The 14,644-nt window shown below is 63.8% G+C and carries 12 protein-coding genes and 1 pseudogene; 6 read left to right on the top strand and 7 right to left on the bottom strand.

Annotation, left to right across the window (positions count from 1 at the left end; genetic code table 11):
• The first annotated feature begins 249 nt into the window (after positions 1-249).
• Both JWQ24_RS22385 and JWQ24_RS22380 read left to right on the top strand, forming a co-directional pair.
• Entirely contained in the window at positions 250-630 is a 381-nt protein-coding gene (locus JWQ24_RS22385; protein ID WP_143574650.1) for a helix-turn-helix transcriptional regulator, read from the top strand.
• A 171-nt stretch (positions 631-801) separates the two neighbouring features.
• Positions 802-1,374: pseudogene (locus JWQ24_RS22380) on the top strand (cation:dicarboxylase symporter family transporter); the annotation flags it as partial.
• 165 nt (positions 1,375-1,539) lie between these two features.
• Here JWQ24_RS22380 and JWQ24_RS22375 read toward each other — a convergent pair.
• From JWQ24_RS22375 to JWQ24_RS22350, 6 genes are all read right to left on the bottom strand, one after another.
• The gene (locus JWQ24_RS22375) at positions 1,540-2,601 is read right to left on the bottom strand and encodes an alcohol dehydrogenase (RefSeq protein ID WP_299812656.1); all 1,062 of its coding nucleotides are present in this window, start codon (positions 2,599-2,601) and stop codon (positions 1,540-1,542) included.
• 38 nt (positions 2,602-2,639) lie between these two features.
• Positions 2,640-4,964, bottom strand: a complete 2,325-nt coding sequence (locus JWQ24_RS22370) for a xanthine dehydrogenase family protein molybdopterin-binding subunit (RefSeq protein ID WP_299812655.1) — start codon at positions 4,962-4,964, stop codon at positions 2,640-2,642.
• A 78-nt stretch (positions 4,965-5,042) separates the two neighbouring features.
• Complete coding sequence (locus JWQ24_RS22365; RefSeq protein ID WP_299812654.1) at positions 5,043-5,930, bottom strand: dihydrodipicolinate synthase family protein; 888 nt, start codon at positions 5,928-5,930, stop codon at positions 5,043-5,045.
• The gene (locus JWQ24_RS22360) at positions 5,927-6,829 is read right to left on the bottom strand and encodes an NAD(P)-dependent oxidoreductase (RefSeq protein ID WP_299812652.1); all 903 of its coding nucleotides are present in this window, start codon (positions 6,827-6,829) and stop codon (positions 5,927-5,929) included. Before JWQ24_RS22360 ends, JWQ24_RS22365 begins: the two co-directional genes overlap by 4 nt.
• Entirely contained in the window at positions 6,826-7,227 is a 402-nt protein-coding gene (locus JWQ24_RS22355) for a carboxymuconolactone decarboxylase family protein (protein ID WP_299812650.1), read from the bottom strand. Before JWQ24_RS22355 ends, JWQ24_RS22360 begins: the two co-directional genes overlap by 4 nt.
• A gap of 99 nt (positions 7,228-7,326) precedes the next feature.
• On the bottom strand, positions 7,327-8,580 hold the full coding sequence (locus JWQ24_RS22350) for an allantoate amidohydrolase (RefSeq protein WP_299812648.1): 1,254 nt from the start codon (positions 8,578-8,580) through the stop codon (positions 7,327-7,329).
• A gap of 134 nt (positions 8,581-8,714) precedes the next feature.
• Here JWQ24_RS22350 and JWQ24_RS22345 point away from each other — a divergent pair, with 134 nt between their 5' ends.
• Positions 8,715-9,206 carry a nucleoside deaminase gene (locus JWQ24_RS22345; protein ID WP_299812646.1) on the top strand — a complete coding sequence of 164 codons (492 nt, stop codon included), beginning with the start codon at positions 8,715-8,717 and terminating at the stop codon, positions 9,204-9,206.
• 112 nt (positions 9,207-9,318) lie between these two features.
• Here JWQ24_RS22345 and JWQ24_RS22340 read toward each other — a convergent pair whose 3' ends face one another.
• Positions 9,319-10,416, bottom strand: coding sequence for a hypothetical protein (locus JWQ24_RS22340; protein WP_299812644.1), 1,098 nt, complete (start codon positions 10,414-10,416; stop codon positions 9,319-9,321).
• Between the two features lie 604 nt (positions 10,417-11,020).
• Between JWQ24_RS22340 and JWQ24_RS22335 the strand changes: the two genes are divergently transcribed.
• Genes JWQ24_RS22335 through JWQ24_RS22325 form a run of 3 tightly spaced genes read left to right on the top strand, consistent with a single transcriptional unit; the run spans position 11,021 to position 14,571 of the window.
• Complete coding sequence (locus JWQ24_RS22335) at positions 11,021-12,592, top strand: ABC transporter ATP-binding protein (RefSeq protein ID WP_299812642.1); 1,572 nt, start codon at positions 11,021-11,023, stop codon at positions 12,590-12,592.
• Entirely contained in the window at positions 12,576-13,667 is a 1,092-nt protein-coding gene (locus tag JWQ24_RS22330; RefSeq protein ID WP_299812641.1) for an ABC transporter permease, read from the top strand. Before JWQ24_RS22335 ends, JWQ24_RS22330 begins: the two co-directional genes overlap by 17 nt.
• Positions 13,654-14,571: an ABC transporter permease gene (locus tag JWQ24_RS22325; protein WP_299812639.1), complete on the top strand. Its 918-nt coding sequence runs from the start codon at positions 13,654-13,656 to the stop codon at positions 14,569-14,571. The genes JWQ24_RS22330 and JWQ24_RS22325 overlap by 14 nt, the downstream gene beginning before the upstream one ends.
• The last annotated feature ends 73 nt before the right edge of the window (positions 14,572-14,644 follow it).

Here is a 14,644-nt window from a genome sequence, read left to right as displayed (position 1 = left end):
GTCGGCGGCGGTTTGGTTTGAAAGCGCACAGCAACCAGATACCTGCGCATCATCTGCAGCTCTATTCGGTTTCGCCAAATTTGTTGTTTCATGAATTTTTTTAGTGAAAAGATGAATTCATCCATTCCCGCGATCTCTGGCTGTGTATAAGAGCGAGCCTCGGCCAAGTGGGCCGGGGAGATTACCACGGTAAACAAAGCAATCAAAAAAAGCTAAAATTTTCCGTCTAAACAAACTGAATGGTGACGAATGAAGCAGCGTAGTGCCGGCAAACCCGACATCGAGATGGGCAAGAGAATCCGTCTTCGTCGTGTTGAGCAGAAAATTTCACAGGCGGATTTGGGCGAACAGTTGGGCGTCAGTTTCCAGCAGGTCCAGAAGTACGAAAAAGGCGTAAATCGCGTTGGCGCAGCCCGTCTGCAGCAGATTGCGACCGCGCTCGACGTGCCGGTGACGTTCTTCTACGACGGCGACGGCAAGACCCGCGAAGTCGAAAGCTTGCTGTTCCTGGACAGCGCATTCAGCCTGCGCCTGCTGCGGGCCTACAGCCGCATCAAGAGCCAGACCGTGCAGCGCCAGATGGTCGCCCTGATGGAATCGATCGCGGACGAAGAGAAGCTGCCCGCCTAAGACAGTTAACTTTTCTGATTCGCTAAATCAGATAGCTTTCTTCCTGATTGAGAAGACCCTACCCCGATCATGGCGTGCCGCGGCACGCCTTGACGCCCCGAGGTGGCAGGTTTGTTGCTCTGTTCTCCAAGCGAACGGAGAACCAATCATGGCGTCGCAGTCGGCATCGAAATGCAGCGCAAACCGCTGTATCATTCGCTTTTCGTGCAGGTGCTGGCCGCTCTGCTGCTGGGCATCGGAATTGGGGTGGCCTCGCCCGACTTTGCGGTGGCCTGAAATTCTTCAGCGACGCCTTTCTCAAGCTGATCTCGATGATCGTGGCGCCGATCGTGTTCTGCGTCGTCGTGCACGGTATTGCCGGCGCCGGCGACCTCAAGAAAGTCGGCCAGCGTCAAGGCGCTAGTCCATTTCGAGGTCATGACCACCGTGGCGCTGGTGGTCGGGCTGCTGCTTGCCTACCTATTCGGCGCCGGCCACGGCATGAACGTCGACACCGCCACGCTGGATGCCAAGGCGCTGGGCAACTACACCGACAACGCCCATAAATTGCAGGGCGGCGGCATCTGCAGCTTCTTGCTCAACATCATCCCGACCACCTCGTTCGACGCGCTGGCGCGCAACGATATGCTGCAGGTGCTGTTCTTCGCGATCCTGTTCGGCACCAGCATGGCGCTGGTCGGCGGCGATAAAGCCGCCCGCATCACCGCTTTCATCGACGACGTCTCGATCGTGCTGTTTCGCGTCGCCACCGTCGTGATCGGCGCTTGGGAAGGCGACCTCGACCATGCCAAGGCCAAAAGTGTGCTGGATGGCGAGGAACTGGTCGACGTGACGGCGGGGTGATTGAATGTCTTGTCCCGGACACGAAGCGATACTGCGTATCGCATCGCATCCGGGGCATGGATGCCGCTACGGCGTCAGCACTGCGCGGCCGACCAGTCTGCCGGCCTTCAGATCGTTCAGCGCCGCATTGGCCTGCTCGAACGGCAGCGTGATCACCGGGATCGGCGCGATCTTCTTGCTGCGGACAAGGTCGAGCAATTCCTGCGTCTCGCGGAGATTGCCGACATAGCTGCCCTGGATCGTCAGCGCCTTGATCGGGATCAGGGGCAGCGCAAAGGTCGCGCCGCCGCCGAACAGGCCGACGATGATCAGCTTGCCGCCCTTGGCGAGACAGTCGAAGCCGAGCTGCGTGGTGGCGCTGTTGCCGACCAGATCGATCACCGACAGAATCGGGCCGCCGGCGCTCTGCATCAGTTGAGCCAGCGCATCGGGAGCGGCACCATCGATGGCGGCCAGCGCACCGGCCTGCAACGCGGCCTCGCGCTTGCGGGCATCGATATCGACGACGATGGCTCCCATGCCGCCCAACGCTTTGAGCAGCGACAGCGCCATCAGGCCAAGACCGCCGGCGCCGAAGATCACGATCGGGTTGCCGAGGTCTTTCTCGACCTTCTTCAGCGCGCTGTAGGTGGTGACGCCCGAGCAGGCGTAGGGCGCGGCGGTGACCGGATCCATGCCCTGAAGGTCAAGCAGATAGCGCGGATGCGGCACCAGCATGTGATCGGAATAGCCGCCGTCGCAATGGACGCCGAGCGAGTTCGGCTTCAAGCACATGTTCTCGTCGCCCGCGAGGCAGGTCGCGCATTTCCCGCAACCGATCCACGGATAGACCAGCGCAATATCGCCAATCTTCACGCCGGGCTCGTTCTGCGCGTCCGGCCCGAACGCCAGCACTTCGCCGACGGTCTCATGGCCCATCGTGCGCGGCAGCGACACACCGCGATCCTTCAGCGACAGCGGCTTGCGGCCATGGCCGAGATCGTAGCCGCCTTCCCAGATATGCAGATCGCTGTGGCAGACGCCGGCAGCCTTGACGCGGATCAGCACCTGCGTGCCGGTCGGCTGCGGCGTGTCCATTTCCGCCAGTTCGAGCGGGGCATTAAAGTCGGTGACCTGATAGCTCTTCATGGCGTCTTTTCTCCAGAAAGTATTCTTGTTGTTGAAGGTTAGGCCGATGCCTGCGCGCTCTGGATCGCGTTCCAGATTTTCAGCGGCGACAGCGGCGTGTTCAGCTGGGTGATGCCCAGACCGCTTAGCGCGTCGAGCACGCCGTTGGTGATGCAGGGCGGCCCGCCGATCGCGCCGGATTCGCCGCAGCCCTTGGCACCGATTGGATTTGTGACGCAGGGCGCCGAGCCGTCGAGCGTGACCGACAAAGGCGGCACATCGGATGCACGCGGGATGCAGTAATCCTGATAGCTGGCGGTCAGGAGTTGCCCCTCGGCGTCGTAATGCACGCCTTCATAGAGCGCCTGGCCGATGCCCTGCACGACGCCGCCATGCACCTGCCCGGTGACCAGCATCGGATTCACCGCGACGCCGACATCGTCCACCGTGGTGTATTTCACCACAGTGGTGATGCCGGTCTCCGGATCGATCTCGACCTCGCAGATATGCGTGCCGTTCGGCCAGGTCGGGCCATCGGCCACGCCGGTGGATTCGACGCTGAGCTCCGCGTCCTTCTCCGCCTTGGCGATCTCGAAAAGGCCGATCCGCTTGTCGGTGCCGACCACGGTGAGGAAGCCAGCTGAATATTCGATATCGTCGACCGAGGCTTCCAGCATCTGCGAGGCCTTCTCGCGGGCCTTGGTGATCATGTCCTGCGCCGAAACCACCGCCGCGGTGCCGCCGACGAACAGCGAGCGCGAACCGACGCTGCCCATGCCGACAATGACGTCGGTGTCGCCCTGAATCACGTCGATCTTGTCCATGCCGATGCCCAGCGATTCCGCCACCAGCTGCGAATAGGCGGTCTGCAGTCCCTGCCCCATCGCCTGGGTGCCCGAATGCAGGATGACGCGGCCCTCACTGGTGGCGCGCAGCGTCACGGTCTCCTTGGTGCCGGGACCACCCGTCCATTCGATATAGCTGGTCAGGCCGCGCCCATAGAGCAGGCCCTTCTTCTTCGCCGCCTTCTTGCGCGCGGCAAAGCCGTCCCAGTCGGACAATTCGGACGCGCGCTCCAGCATGTGCGCGAAGGCGCCGCTGTCATAGGTCTGGCCGACCGCGTTCTTGTAGGGAAACTGCGTCGGCTTGATGTAGTTGACCTTGCGGATCGCCCGCGGATCCATGCCGATCTGGCGCGCGGCGGCGTCCATCAGGCGCTCCATGATGAACACGGCCTCAGGCCGCCCGGCGCCGCGATAGGCGCCGACCGGCGCGGTGTGCGTCATCACCGCCTTGATATCGTAATGCACCAGCTGCAGGTCATAGACGCTGGTCTGCACGAACGGGCCAAGCACCAGCGGAATGATCACGCCGGTGGGAGAAATGTAGGCGCCGGTGCCGCCGATCGACTTCACGCGGTAGGCCTGAATGCGGCCTTTGGCGTCGAGCGCGATCTGCGCGGTCGAGGTCAGGTCGCGGCCGTGGGTGCCACCGACGAAGTCGTCGGTGCGGTCGCCGCGCCAGCGGATCTTGCGACCAAGCTGCACCGCGGCGTAAGCGACGATGCCGTCTTCCGGATACAGGCTGGTCTTCTGGCCAAAGCCGCCACCGATATCGCCGACCACGACGCGGATGCTGTCCTTCGGTCGCTTCAGAATCGCATCCGCGAGAATGTCGCGGGTCGAGGCCGGCGTCTGGCTCTGCACGAACAAGGTCAGCCTGCCGGACTTCTTGTCGACTTCGGCGATGGTGCTGCGCGGCTCCATCGCGGAGGGAATCAGGCGCTGGCTGGTGATGTCGAGCGAGACGACGTGCTCGGCCGCCGCAAAGGCAGCGTCCACCTTGGCGGCATCGCCATAGCTCATTACGGCGGCGATATTGTCCGGCGCGTCCGGCCACACCGTTGGCGAACCGGGCTCCGCGGCCGTGGCGAGATCGACCACCGCCGGCAGCACTTCATAGGTGACGTCGATGGCTTCAGCCGCGAGCTGCGCCTGGCTGCGCGAGGTCGCGACGATGGCAGCCACCGATTCCCCGGCGTAGCGCACGGTCTCATGCGCCAGCAGCCGGCGCGGCGGAAAGGTCGCGGGCGAGCCGTCGGGCCGTTTGAAGATCGGCAGCGTCGGCAGCGTGCCTACATCCCCGGCGACCAGATCGGCGCCGGTGTAGATCGCCTCGACGCCCGGCATCGCCTTTGCGGCGGTGGTGTCGATGGATGTGATCTTCGCGTGCGCATGCGGCGAGCGCAGCACATGCAGCCACAGCGCGCCGTCTTCCGGTTTGTCGTCGATGAACAGGCCCTTGCCCGTGAGAAGTCGCTGGTCCTCGAGGCGCTTGGGCGACAGACCAGCGCCAAAACGCAAATTGCCGGGCAGAATGTTCATTAGGAGGTCCTTTGGCAGACAGGCTGTGGATTCGTTCTAGCCCATAAGCCTCACAGCCGCCAACAGCGCCGGCGCATGTCAGCCGATCTCCCGCAGCAGCGTTTCAATCACCTTGCGTTCGTCCGCAGTGAGCGCCGCCTGCGGCGCTATGGGATCACCGACCTCATAGCCCTGGATCGAAAGCCCGGTCTTGATGCAGGCCGCCAGATTGTATTTCGCAAAAGCCTCGTTGAACCGCCACAGCCTGCGCTGCAGCGCCATCGCTTCATCCCAACGACGTGCCTTGCACAGATCGTATAGCTCGACGCTCTGCTTCGGCGCCACGCAAGCCGGCCCCGCCATCCAGCCAACGCCGCCGATCAGCATCACCGCGGCGGGAATATGCGCGGACGCCGCGAACACTTCGAGATCGCTGCCGCAGCGGTTGATGATCGACAGCAACCGCCCGGTGTTGGTCGAGGCATCCTTGATGTAGCGGATCCGCGGATGCTCGGCGAGCCGCGCCACCACGTCGAGGGTGAGGTCGGAGCGCTGGAATTGCGGATTGGTGTAGATCACCACGGGGATATCGACGGCATCCGCAATGGCGCGGAAATAGGATTCGACCTGCGCGTCCTTGAGCGGGAAATACGCCTCCAGAATCGCCAGGATGCCGTCGGCGCCGAGCTTCTGGTACGATTTCGCCTGCGCCACCGCATCCACCGTCGAGGTCGAGGCGACACCGGCCACCACCGGCACCCGGCCCCTCGCGGCCTCGATCGTCGCCTGCACCACCGTGCGGCGCTGCTCGCGGCCAAGATAGGCGATCTCCCCCGTCGAGCCGAGCGGCGTCAGGCCGTGCACGCCGGATCCGATCAGGTCGTCACACAGCCGGCCAAGCACGTCGGTGCGAATTTCTCCTTCCGGGTCGGTCGGCGAAACCAGATAGGGAAACACACCGTGGAAATTCACCGTGTTCGCGGTCACGTCTTGTCTCCCAGGGTGACGCCGGCCAGCTTCTCGCTGAGCCTGGCGATCGCGGTGTGGTCCTCGCCCTTGCCGAGGGTCGCGGCAGCACTCGCCCACATTTCGCGGCACAAAGCCGCAAACGGCGTCGGCACAGCGTTGTCGCGACCGACCTCGAGCGCGATCGAGAGGTCCTTGACCATCAGATCGAGCCCGAAGCCGCTGTCGAATTTTCGCGACAGCACGAACTGCTTGAGCTTCTTCTGCGTGGTGTTGTTCATGCCGGTGGAAGCATTGAGCACGTCGGTCATGACAGCGGGATCGAGCCCGAACTGCTGGCCGATGACCAGCGCCTCGACCGCGATCAGGAAGCCGCCGGCCGAGACCAGATTGTTGAGCGCCTTCATCGCCTGCCCCGATCCGACCGGCCCGATGCGGTGGATCGTGTTGCCCATCGCCCGCAACAGAGGATCGACACGATCGAGCGCCGCGGGATCGCCGCCACTCATGATGGCGAGTTCGCCCGTAATCGCACGCGACACGCCGCCTGACACGGGGGCGTCCAACACGGTAATTCCGAGCGGCTCCAACTCCGCCGCGATCTTCTGCGTCGCCGCCGGTGCCCCCGAACTCATGTCGATCACGATCTGGCCCGGGCGCAGCCGGCTGCGGATCGCATCGATGATGCCCACGACATGCGCCGAGGTCGGCACCATCGTGATGATGACATCGGCGCCACCGGCCGCTGCGGCGACATCCGCCGCCGCTACGCCACCGATTCTGGCTGCGAAATCATCCGCACGCCCCGGCACGGCGTCACTCACCGCAACCTCGAAGCCGGCCTGCTGCAATCGCGCGGCCATCGGCCAGCCCATATTGCCGAGGCCGATGAAAGCGATCCGGCGGAGCGCGGCGCTCATTCGGCTGCGGCCTTGCCGAGCGCGCCTTCCGCCTTCAGCACTTCATGGGCGGCCTTGAAGGCCTCCAGGCCGGCGGGAATGCCTGAATACACCGTGGCGTGCAGCAGGATTTCCTTGATCTCCTCGACGGTGACGCCATTGGTCAGCGCGCCCTTGACGTGCAGCTTCAGCTCGTTCGGCGCCTTCAGCGCGGTCAGCATGGCCAGATTGAGCATGCTGCGCGTCTTGCGGTCGAGTCCGGGCCGCGTCCAGGCGTAGCCCCAGCACCATGACGTCGTGATGTCCTGGAACGCCATCATGAAATCGTCGGCGCGGGCGATGCTGCCGTCGACATAATCCTTGCCGAGTACCTCGCGCCGAACCTCAAGGCCCTGCTTGAAAATCTCGCTGTCGCTCATGGCGTCCTCCGGTTGTTGAAGTCTTGTTGGCAAGACCTTCGGAAGCCGGCGAGCGATTGTCAACGGCGGCAAGGGAACAGCAGGCGTGCGCGCGGGCCCCTACCCCTTCGCTTTAAAGTCCTCGATCAGCCGCAGCAGCACCCGCGCGCCAGCTTCGGCGTCGGTGAGATCGACGTGCTCGTCCGGGTGATGGCTGATGCCGCCGCGGCAACGCACGAACAGCATCGCGACGTCGGCTATGTCAATCATCGCCATGCCGTCATGGCCGGCGCCGCTCGGCAGCTCGAATACGCGATAGCCCTCGGCCTTCACCGCCTCCGCTACTTGCTTTTGCAGCCACGGCGCGCAAGGCACGGTGCGATTTTCATGGGTGACGTTGATCTCCAGCGTCAGATGACGCCGCTTCACGATTTCCTCGATCTGGCGGACGATGTCCGCCACCGCCAGCTTGCGATAGGAATCGCGGGGGCTGCGGATGTCGATGGTGAACGACACCATGCCCGGGATCACATTGGTCGCGCCGGGCATCGCATTGATGTAGCCGACGGTGCCGACCAGCCCGTCGCGGTCGGTCGCGCAGAATTCCTCGATCGCAACGATGCACTCCGCCGCGCCCGCCAGCGCGTCGCGGCGCAGCGCCATCGGCACCGTGCCGGCGTGGCCGGCCATGCCGCGCAACTCGACCGCCAGCCGCGTCGCGCCGGCGATCGCGGTGACGACACCGACCGGCAGCTTCTTCGCCTCCAGCACCGGCCCCTGTTCGATATGCAGTTCGACATAGCCGAGCAATTCGCTCGGCGCGCGCGCAGCCGCGCCGACATGGTCGGGATCGAGCCCGAACGCCCGCATCGCCTCGTACATCCGGATGCCTGTCTTGTCCTTGCCGCCCAGCGCGCTCTCGTCGAACGTGCCAGCGATGGCGCGGCTGCCGAGCAGCGTCGAGGCGAAGCGCACGCCCTCCTCGTCGGCAAAGCCGGTGACTTCCAGGGCGAACGGCAACTTCTTGCCACGCCGATGCAGGTCGCCGACGCAGGCGATCGCGGTGATGATGCCAAGCGGGCCGTCCCAGCGGCCGGCATCGCGCACGGTGTCGTAATGCGAGCCAAGCATCAGGCATGGCAGACCCGGCCGCTCGCCTTCGTAGCGCCCGCAGACATTGCCGATCGCATCGAGATGGGCTGCCATCCCGGCGTCGCGCATCCAGCCCATGATCAGTTCGGCGGCGGCGCGGTGCTCCGGTGTCAGGAAAATCCGCGTGATATTGTCCGGCATCTCGGAAATGGCGGCGAGCGCGTTGATACGATCGACAATCTCTGCGCCGAGCGACACGGCCGGGGCGACTTTCGCTTCCATCGCAATCATGCTTCTTTGGTGGTCGCGGCCGGGCCGCGATGAGGAACGTTTCGCAGCCAGTGTAATTCGGCGAACGGTTTCTGGCGAATCCGCGCAGCATCCGATCTCCAAGCGAACAGACGACAGAGGCAACGATGGACGAACAGGAAAATCGCGACGAATTCTACCTCCGCCGTTCGTTCGACGCCAGCCGCCGCGCCGTGGCCAACGGCAATCATCCGTTCGGCGCCGTACTGGTCGATTCCGGCGGCAAGCTGTTGCTGGAGGCCGAGAACGGCTTCATGCCGTCGCATGACGGCACCGCGCATGCCGAACGACTGCTGTGCACGGCGGCGGCCACCACCCTGCCCGCCGAAATTCTGGCACGCAGCACGCTATACTCCTCTGCCGAACCCTGCGCGATGTGCGCCGGCGCAATCTACTGGGTTGGCATCGGCCGCGTCGTATTCGGCCTCGGCGAAGCCAGGCTGAAGGCGATCACCGGCGCGCATCCGGAAAACCCGACCCTCGATTTGCCCTGTCGCACGGTCTTCGCCGCCGGTCAGAAGTCGATCGAAGTGATCGGCCCACTGCTGGAAGACGAGGGCGCCGCATTGCATGAGGGCTTCTGGGCGGCGCAGAAATAGCCGGCTGTCGTCGCGGCCTTCGCGGGGACGACAGCCCGGCGTGCGATAACTTCAAACGAAAATGGCGCCGCGATATCTCGCAGCGCCATCGATCGCTAAAGGTCAGCCCGGATCAGAACTTGACGGTGATGCCCGAGTAGAGCGATTCCTCGGTGCAGGTATTGGTGCTGCGGCCAGCCAGGGTGCAGACGCCCGGCGCGGCATTGTGGTCGAGGCCGAACTTGTTCTGCCAGTAGCGGTAGGCCACCCAGACGTCGACATTGTGCGAGTACTTGTCGCCCCAGATCGCCTTGCTGACGTCCATCGTCAGGCGGATCGGCTCGGAGTTGAGTTCGACTGCGGTTTCGGTGCCACCGGCAAGAGCGCCGAGCGAACCGTTCTGGTTGCCCTTCTTGCCGTACCAGCCGGCACGACCGCTGAGCGAGAAGTACTGCATGTTGGCGGGCAGGAAGCCGAGGTCCATGTAGTAGTTGACCTCAACCGCCCAGGTTCCCTTGTACTCCGTGTTGCCGTCGCTGCTGCAGGTCACGCCCGCGGTGCCGGGTCCGAACAGGCCGCACTGGATGAAGGCGTTGTGGTTTATTTCCTTGTAATACAAGGGCGCCACGTTGAGGAAGCCCTTGTAGGGCAGATCGAATGCGAACTGCAAACCAGCGACCACGTCACGCTTGGCGGGCGCCAGGAAAGTGTTTTCCGAATTGGCGTCGGCGCCGATTTCGAGCGACACGTTGCGCAGGTAGCCGTAGGTGAAGGCCTTGGTGCTGAAAATCTCGTTGAGGCCGAAGGTGCTGCGGATCAGGCCGTAGATTTCGGTAGCGCCGGCGCAATCGGCGGCCCCGCCGGTGATGGTGACGCCCGGAGCGGTGCACGGCGAAGCGGGATCGTTATGATCCGACTTGAACATCGAAATCGTGAAGAAGTTGGTGCCGTAGGCCCAGACGTCGAAGTGGGTGAACGAATAGACCGACTTGGCGGTCTTGCCGTTGATGCTGCCATCCGGGCGCACGGTGAAGGCGCCGGGATCGGTGCCGTCGAAGATGTAGGAATAGGTGACGCGGTTGTCGTTCACCAGGAAGAACGGCAGGTCGACGATCGGCTTCGCCTTCATCGGCATCGCCGCCATGTCAGCGGCGCTTGCCTGCTGGGTGGGTGCGAGTGCGGCTAGCGACAGCACGGTTGCTGCAGCCATTGCCCGGTAGCTGTAGGACATCAGAACTCCCCCAAATGATTGATAGCCAGAATGGATAGCAAGCCGCTCAATCGCGTCTCTGCGACGACATTGCCGCAACTACACATTCTGGGAAGCCCGATGTTTCTTCAGATGCTGCTGCAAGTTTCAGCAGAAAACACAACCATGTCGGAAATTTTGGCCATGACCGGAGCGCGAAAAAGGTGGCATCGCTGCCGCCATACACGCCCCGCGAAATTCAATTCGCGGCTGTAAAAACTGGCGTTTTGCGACGTTCTGCCACAGCCCACCAGGACGCACGCTGGTACAGGATTTGCGCTGCATTCTTGAAGCAAGCGCGGTGCCCATGTTATTGGCAGCGCCATCGAAGCGGCAAAACGATAGAAACACCGCGTCACAAATTTGCAACACTCTGTAGCGCCACCACCTCGCTACCGCTCTCCGGGTCGACCGAAAGCCGATCGGAAGCTGAACTCCGCCGCCTGAGCGCGAGTCGATTGAGCGATTCGCGCTCAACGGGATAATTGCTGAAACACTAAGCAACGGTTGGCGCTTTTTAAAGATTTACGTTGCATCCAAATGTGGCACACAATTACGCACTCCTTCCTCAAACGCGTGGTTGCGAATGTTAGATCCGACGCCTTCCAATCCGCGTGCCGGCCAGACGCCGCTGCTGCAGACCATCGGTCTGACCAAGCGCTACGGCAGCTTCCTGGCCAATGACGCCATCGACATCGAAATCTGGCCGCAGGAAATCCACGCGCTGCTCGGCGAAAACGGCGCCGGCAAATCGACCCTGGTGAAGACCATCTACGGCCTGATCCAGCCCAGCGAAGGCGAGATGCTGTGGCAAGGCGAGAAGATGGTGCTATCCGGCCCGCATGATGCGCGCGCCCGCGGCATCGGCATGGTGTTCCAGCACTTCTCGCTGTTCGACAATCTCACGGTGGCAGAGAACGTCGCGCTCGGTCTCGACGGCAAGGAATCGTTCAAGGCGATGTCGGCGCGGCTTGAAGAAGTCTCGCATGTCTACGGCCTGCCGCTCGATCCCAAGCGCGAGGTCTGGCAACTCTCGGTCGGCGAACGCCAGCGCATCGAGATCGTCCGCGTCTTGATGCAGAATCCGAAATTCCTGATCCTGGATGAGCCGACCGCGGTGCTGACGCCGCAGGAGGCGGACCAGCTGTTCGTCGTGCTTGAGCGGCTGAAATCCGAAGGCCGCTCGATCCTCTACATCAGCCACAAGCTCGATGAGGTGAAGCGGCTGTGCGACACCGCCACCATCCTGCGCGGCGGCAAGAAGATCTCGACCTGCAACCCGCGGCAGGAAACCGCCGCGTCGCTGGCACGGATGATGGTCGGCGCCGAGATCAAGCAAGTGAAGGCCGCAGCAGGTCGCCAGACCACGGTGCCACGGCTCGTCGTCAACGACCTCCATCTGGAGCCCGACGATCCGCACGGCGTCCACCTCAAAAACATTTCGCTGGAGCTCAAGGGCGGCGAGATCCTCGGGATCGCCGGCGTCGCCGGCAACGGCCAGGATGAATTGTTCGCCGCCCTCTCCGGCGAGCGGCTGGCGAAAGACCCCGGCACGGTGGTGATCGACGGTCACGCTGCTGGCCATCTTTCGATCACCGCAAGGCGCAAGCTCGGCGCGGCCTTCGTGCCGGAAGAACGGCTCGGCCACGGCACCGCGCCAAGGATGCGATTGTCGGAAAATGCACTGCTCACCGGCCACGCCGCGTCAGGCATGGTGCAGCACGGCTTCGTCAACACCGCCGCGACGCTCTCCACCGTTGATCGCGCAACCAAGGCGTTCGACGTCCGCAAGGCGAAGCGCGATCCCGAGGCCGCCTCATTGTCCGGCGGCAATCTGCAGAAGTTCATCGTCGGCCGCGAAATCCTGCGCAAGCCCGTGGTGCTGGTGGTGAGCCAGCCAACCTGGGGCGTCGATGCCGGCGCTGCCGCGGTGATCCGCCAGGCGCTGCTCGATCTCGCCGCCGAAGGCTGCGCGATCCTCGTCACCAGTCAGGACCTTGACGAACTCGCCGAGATCGCTGACCGCATCGCGGTGATGTTCCACGGCCACCTCTCCCAGCCGTTGCCGACCGCGGAGGCCAGCCGCGAAAAACTTGGTCTGTTGATGGGCGGCAGCACGCTCGCCGCCAAGGAGCCGCTCGATGCAATTGGTGCTTGAAAAACGCAGCGAGCGATCGACTACCATCGCTTTGGTCTCGCCGCTGATTGCGATCGGCCTGACCGTCGTGACGATGAGCGTCCTGTTCCTGCTGCTCGGCAAGAATCCGATCGCGGCGCTCGCGGTGTATTTCATCGCCCCGCTCACCGACAGCTATTCGCTGCAGGAGATCGCGGTGAAGGCCGCACCTCTGGTGATGATCGCGATCGGGCTGTCGATGTGCTACCTGGCCAATGTCTGGAACATCGGGGCCGAGGGCCAGTTCCTGGTCGGCGCGGTGGCCGGCAGCTGGCTCGCGGTGAAGACGCAGGGCACCGATGCCGGCATCTGGGTGATGCCGATGATGCTGCTGATGGGCGCTGCAGCTGGCGCGCTCTACGCGCTGATCCCGGCGATCTGCAAAGTGCGTTTCGGCGCCAGCGAAATCCTCACCAGCCTGATGCTGGTCTACGTCGCCGAACTGTTTCTCGATTATCTGGTGCGCGGGCCGTGGCGCGATCCGGCCGGCTTCAACTTCCCGACCACCGCCGAGTTCGATCCGGTCGCCACCGTACCGCTGATCATGGAGGGCGGCCGACTGCATCTCGGCGTGGTCATCACGCTGGTGGTGGTCGCGGCTGCCGCCGTGCTGCTCGGCCGCACCATCAAGGGCTTTGAAATCCGTGTCGTCGGCGCGGCGCCGCGCGCCGCACGGTTCGGAGGCTTCAAGTCGAACCGGCTGATCCTGCTGACCTTCGCGATCTCGGGCGCGCTCGCTGGCCTCGCGGGGATCATCGAGGTTGCAGGCCCCATTGGCCATCTGCAGCCGGGCATCTCGCCGGGCTACGGCTTCACCGCGATCATCGTTGCATTTCTCGGACGGCTCAACCCGGTTGGAATATTAATTGCAGGGCTTTTCCTGGCTTTGACCTTCATCGGCGGCGAGCAGGCCCAGATCGCCATGAAGATCCCGCTCGATATGACCAAGGTGTTCCAGGGCATCCTGCTGTTCTACGTGCTGGCCTGTGACTCGCTCATTCTGTACCGCATCAGGCTGATCATGCCGCAACGAAAGGCCGCCGATGGGACTGCTTGAAGCCATCATCCTCGCGGTGCTCGCGGCCTCGACGCCGCTGCTGCTCGCTGCCACCGGGGAATTGATCACCGAACGCGCCGGCGTGCTCAACCTCGGCGTCGAGGGCATGATGATCATGGGCGCGGCCTGCGGCTTCGGCGGCGCGCTGTATTCCGGCTCGATCTTCGTCGGAGCACTCTGTGGCATCGCTGCCGGCATCGCACTGTCGCTGGTGTTTGCGATGATGGCGCTCGGCCTCGCCGTCAACCAGGTCGCCACCGGCCTGGCGCTGACCATTCTCGGCATCGGCCTGTCCGGCCTGATCGGCGCGGGCTTCGTCGGCGAACGCATAACGCCGGCACCGCGCCTGTACATCCCCGGCCTTACCGACATTCCGCTGGTCGGCCGCATCCTGTTCGGCGAAGACGGCTTCGTCTATCTGTCGCTACTGCTGGTGGTCGCAGTCTGGCTGTTCCTGTACCGCACCCGCGCCGGGCTGATCCTGCGCGCGGCCGGCGACAACCATACTTCGGCGCATGCGCTGGGTTATCCGGTGCTGACCATCCGGCTCTATGCGGTGATGTTCGGCGGCGCCTGCGCGGGCCTTGCCGGCGCCTATCTGCCGCTCGCCTATACGCCGTTCTTCATTCCCGGCATGACCGCGGGCCGCGGCTGGATCGCGCTGGCGCTGGTCGTGTTCGCGTCGTGGCGGCCGGGCCGGCTCGTCATCGGCGCTTACCTCTTCGGCGCGGTGACGATCCTCCAGCTGCACGCGCAGGGCTGGGGTGTCGGCATTCCCTCGCAGTTCATGTCGGCGCTGCCCTATCTCGCCACGGTCATCGTGCTGGTGCTGCTGTCACGGGCGCGGACCGGCGGCTCGACCGCGCCGGCCGCGCTCGGGACGGTGTTCGTGCCCGACCGCTGATTTCATTTTCAGGGCGTGCGCGATGGGGCGCCGCGCTCTGGACATTAGGCTCACCCCGACTGTTTGGAGATTG

Source organism: Tardiphaga sp., from assembly GCF_028290495.1.
In the GTDB taxonomy this organism is placed as follows: domain Bacteria; phylum Pseudomonadota; class Alphaproteobacteria; order Rhizobiales; family Xanthobacteraceae; genus Tardiphaga.
Note: the sequence above shows the minus strand (reverse complement) of the source record. Positions and strands in the feature narration are given on the sequence as shown.

Excerpts from the sequence above, each read along its gene's own strand:
- JWQ24_RS22385 (WP_143574650.1), top strand. The coding sequence starts at position 250 with ATGAAGCAGCGTAGTGCCGGCAAACCCGACATCGAGATGGGCAAGAGA.
- JWQ24_RS22375 (WP_299812656.1), bottom strand. The coding sequence starts at position 2,601 with ATGAAGAGCTATCAGGTCACCGACTTTAATGCCCCGCTCGAACTGGCG.
- JWQ24_RS22370 (WP_299812655.1), bottom strand. The coding sequence starts at position 4,964 with ATGAACATTCTGCCCGGCAATTTGCGTTTTGGCGCTGGTCTGTCGCCC.
- JWQ24_RS22360 (WP_299812652.1), bottom strand. The coding sequence starts at position 6,829 with ATGAGCGCCGCGCTCCGCCGGATCGCTTTCATCGGCCTCGGCAATATG.
- JWQ24_RS22355 (WP_299812650.1), bottom strand. The coding sequence starts at position 7,227 with ATGAGCGACAGCGAGATTTTCAAGCAGGGCCTTGAGGTTCGGCGCGAG.
- JWQ24_RS22350 (WP_299812648.1), bottom strand. The coding sequence starts at position 8,580 with ATGGAAGCGAAAGTCGCCCCGGCCGTGTCGCTCGGCGCAGAGATTGTC.
- JWQ24_RS22345 (WP_299812646.1), top strand. The coding sequence starts at position 8,715 with ATGGACGAACAGGAAAATCGCGACGAATTCTACCTCCGCCGTTCGTTC.
- JWQ24_RS22340 (WP_299812644.1), bottom strand. The coding sequence starts at position 10,416 with ATGTCCTACAGCTACCGGGCAATGGCTGCAGCAACCGTGCTGTCGCTA.
- JWQ24_RS22335 (WP_299812642.1), top strand. The coding sequence starts at position 11,021 with ATGTTAGATCCGACGCCTTCCAATCCGCGTGCCGGCCAGACGCCGCTG.
- JWQ24_RS22330 (WP_299812641.1), top strand. The coding sequence starts at position 12,576 with ATGCAATTGGTGCTTGAAAAACGCAGCGAGCGATCGACTACCATCGCT.
- JWQ24_RS22325 (WP_299812639.1), top strand. The coding sequence starts at position 13,654 with ATGGGACTGCTTGAAGCCATCATCCTCGCGGTGCTCGCGGCCTCGACG.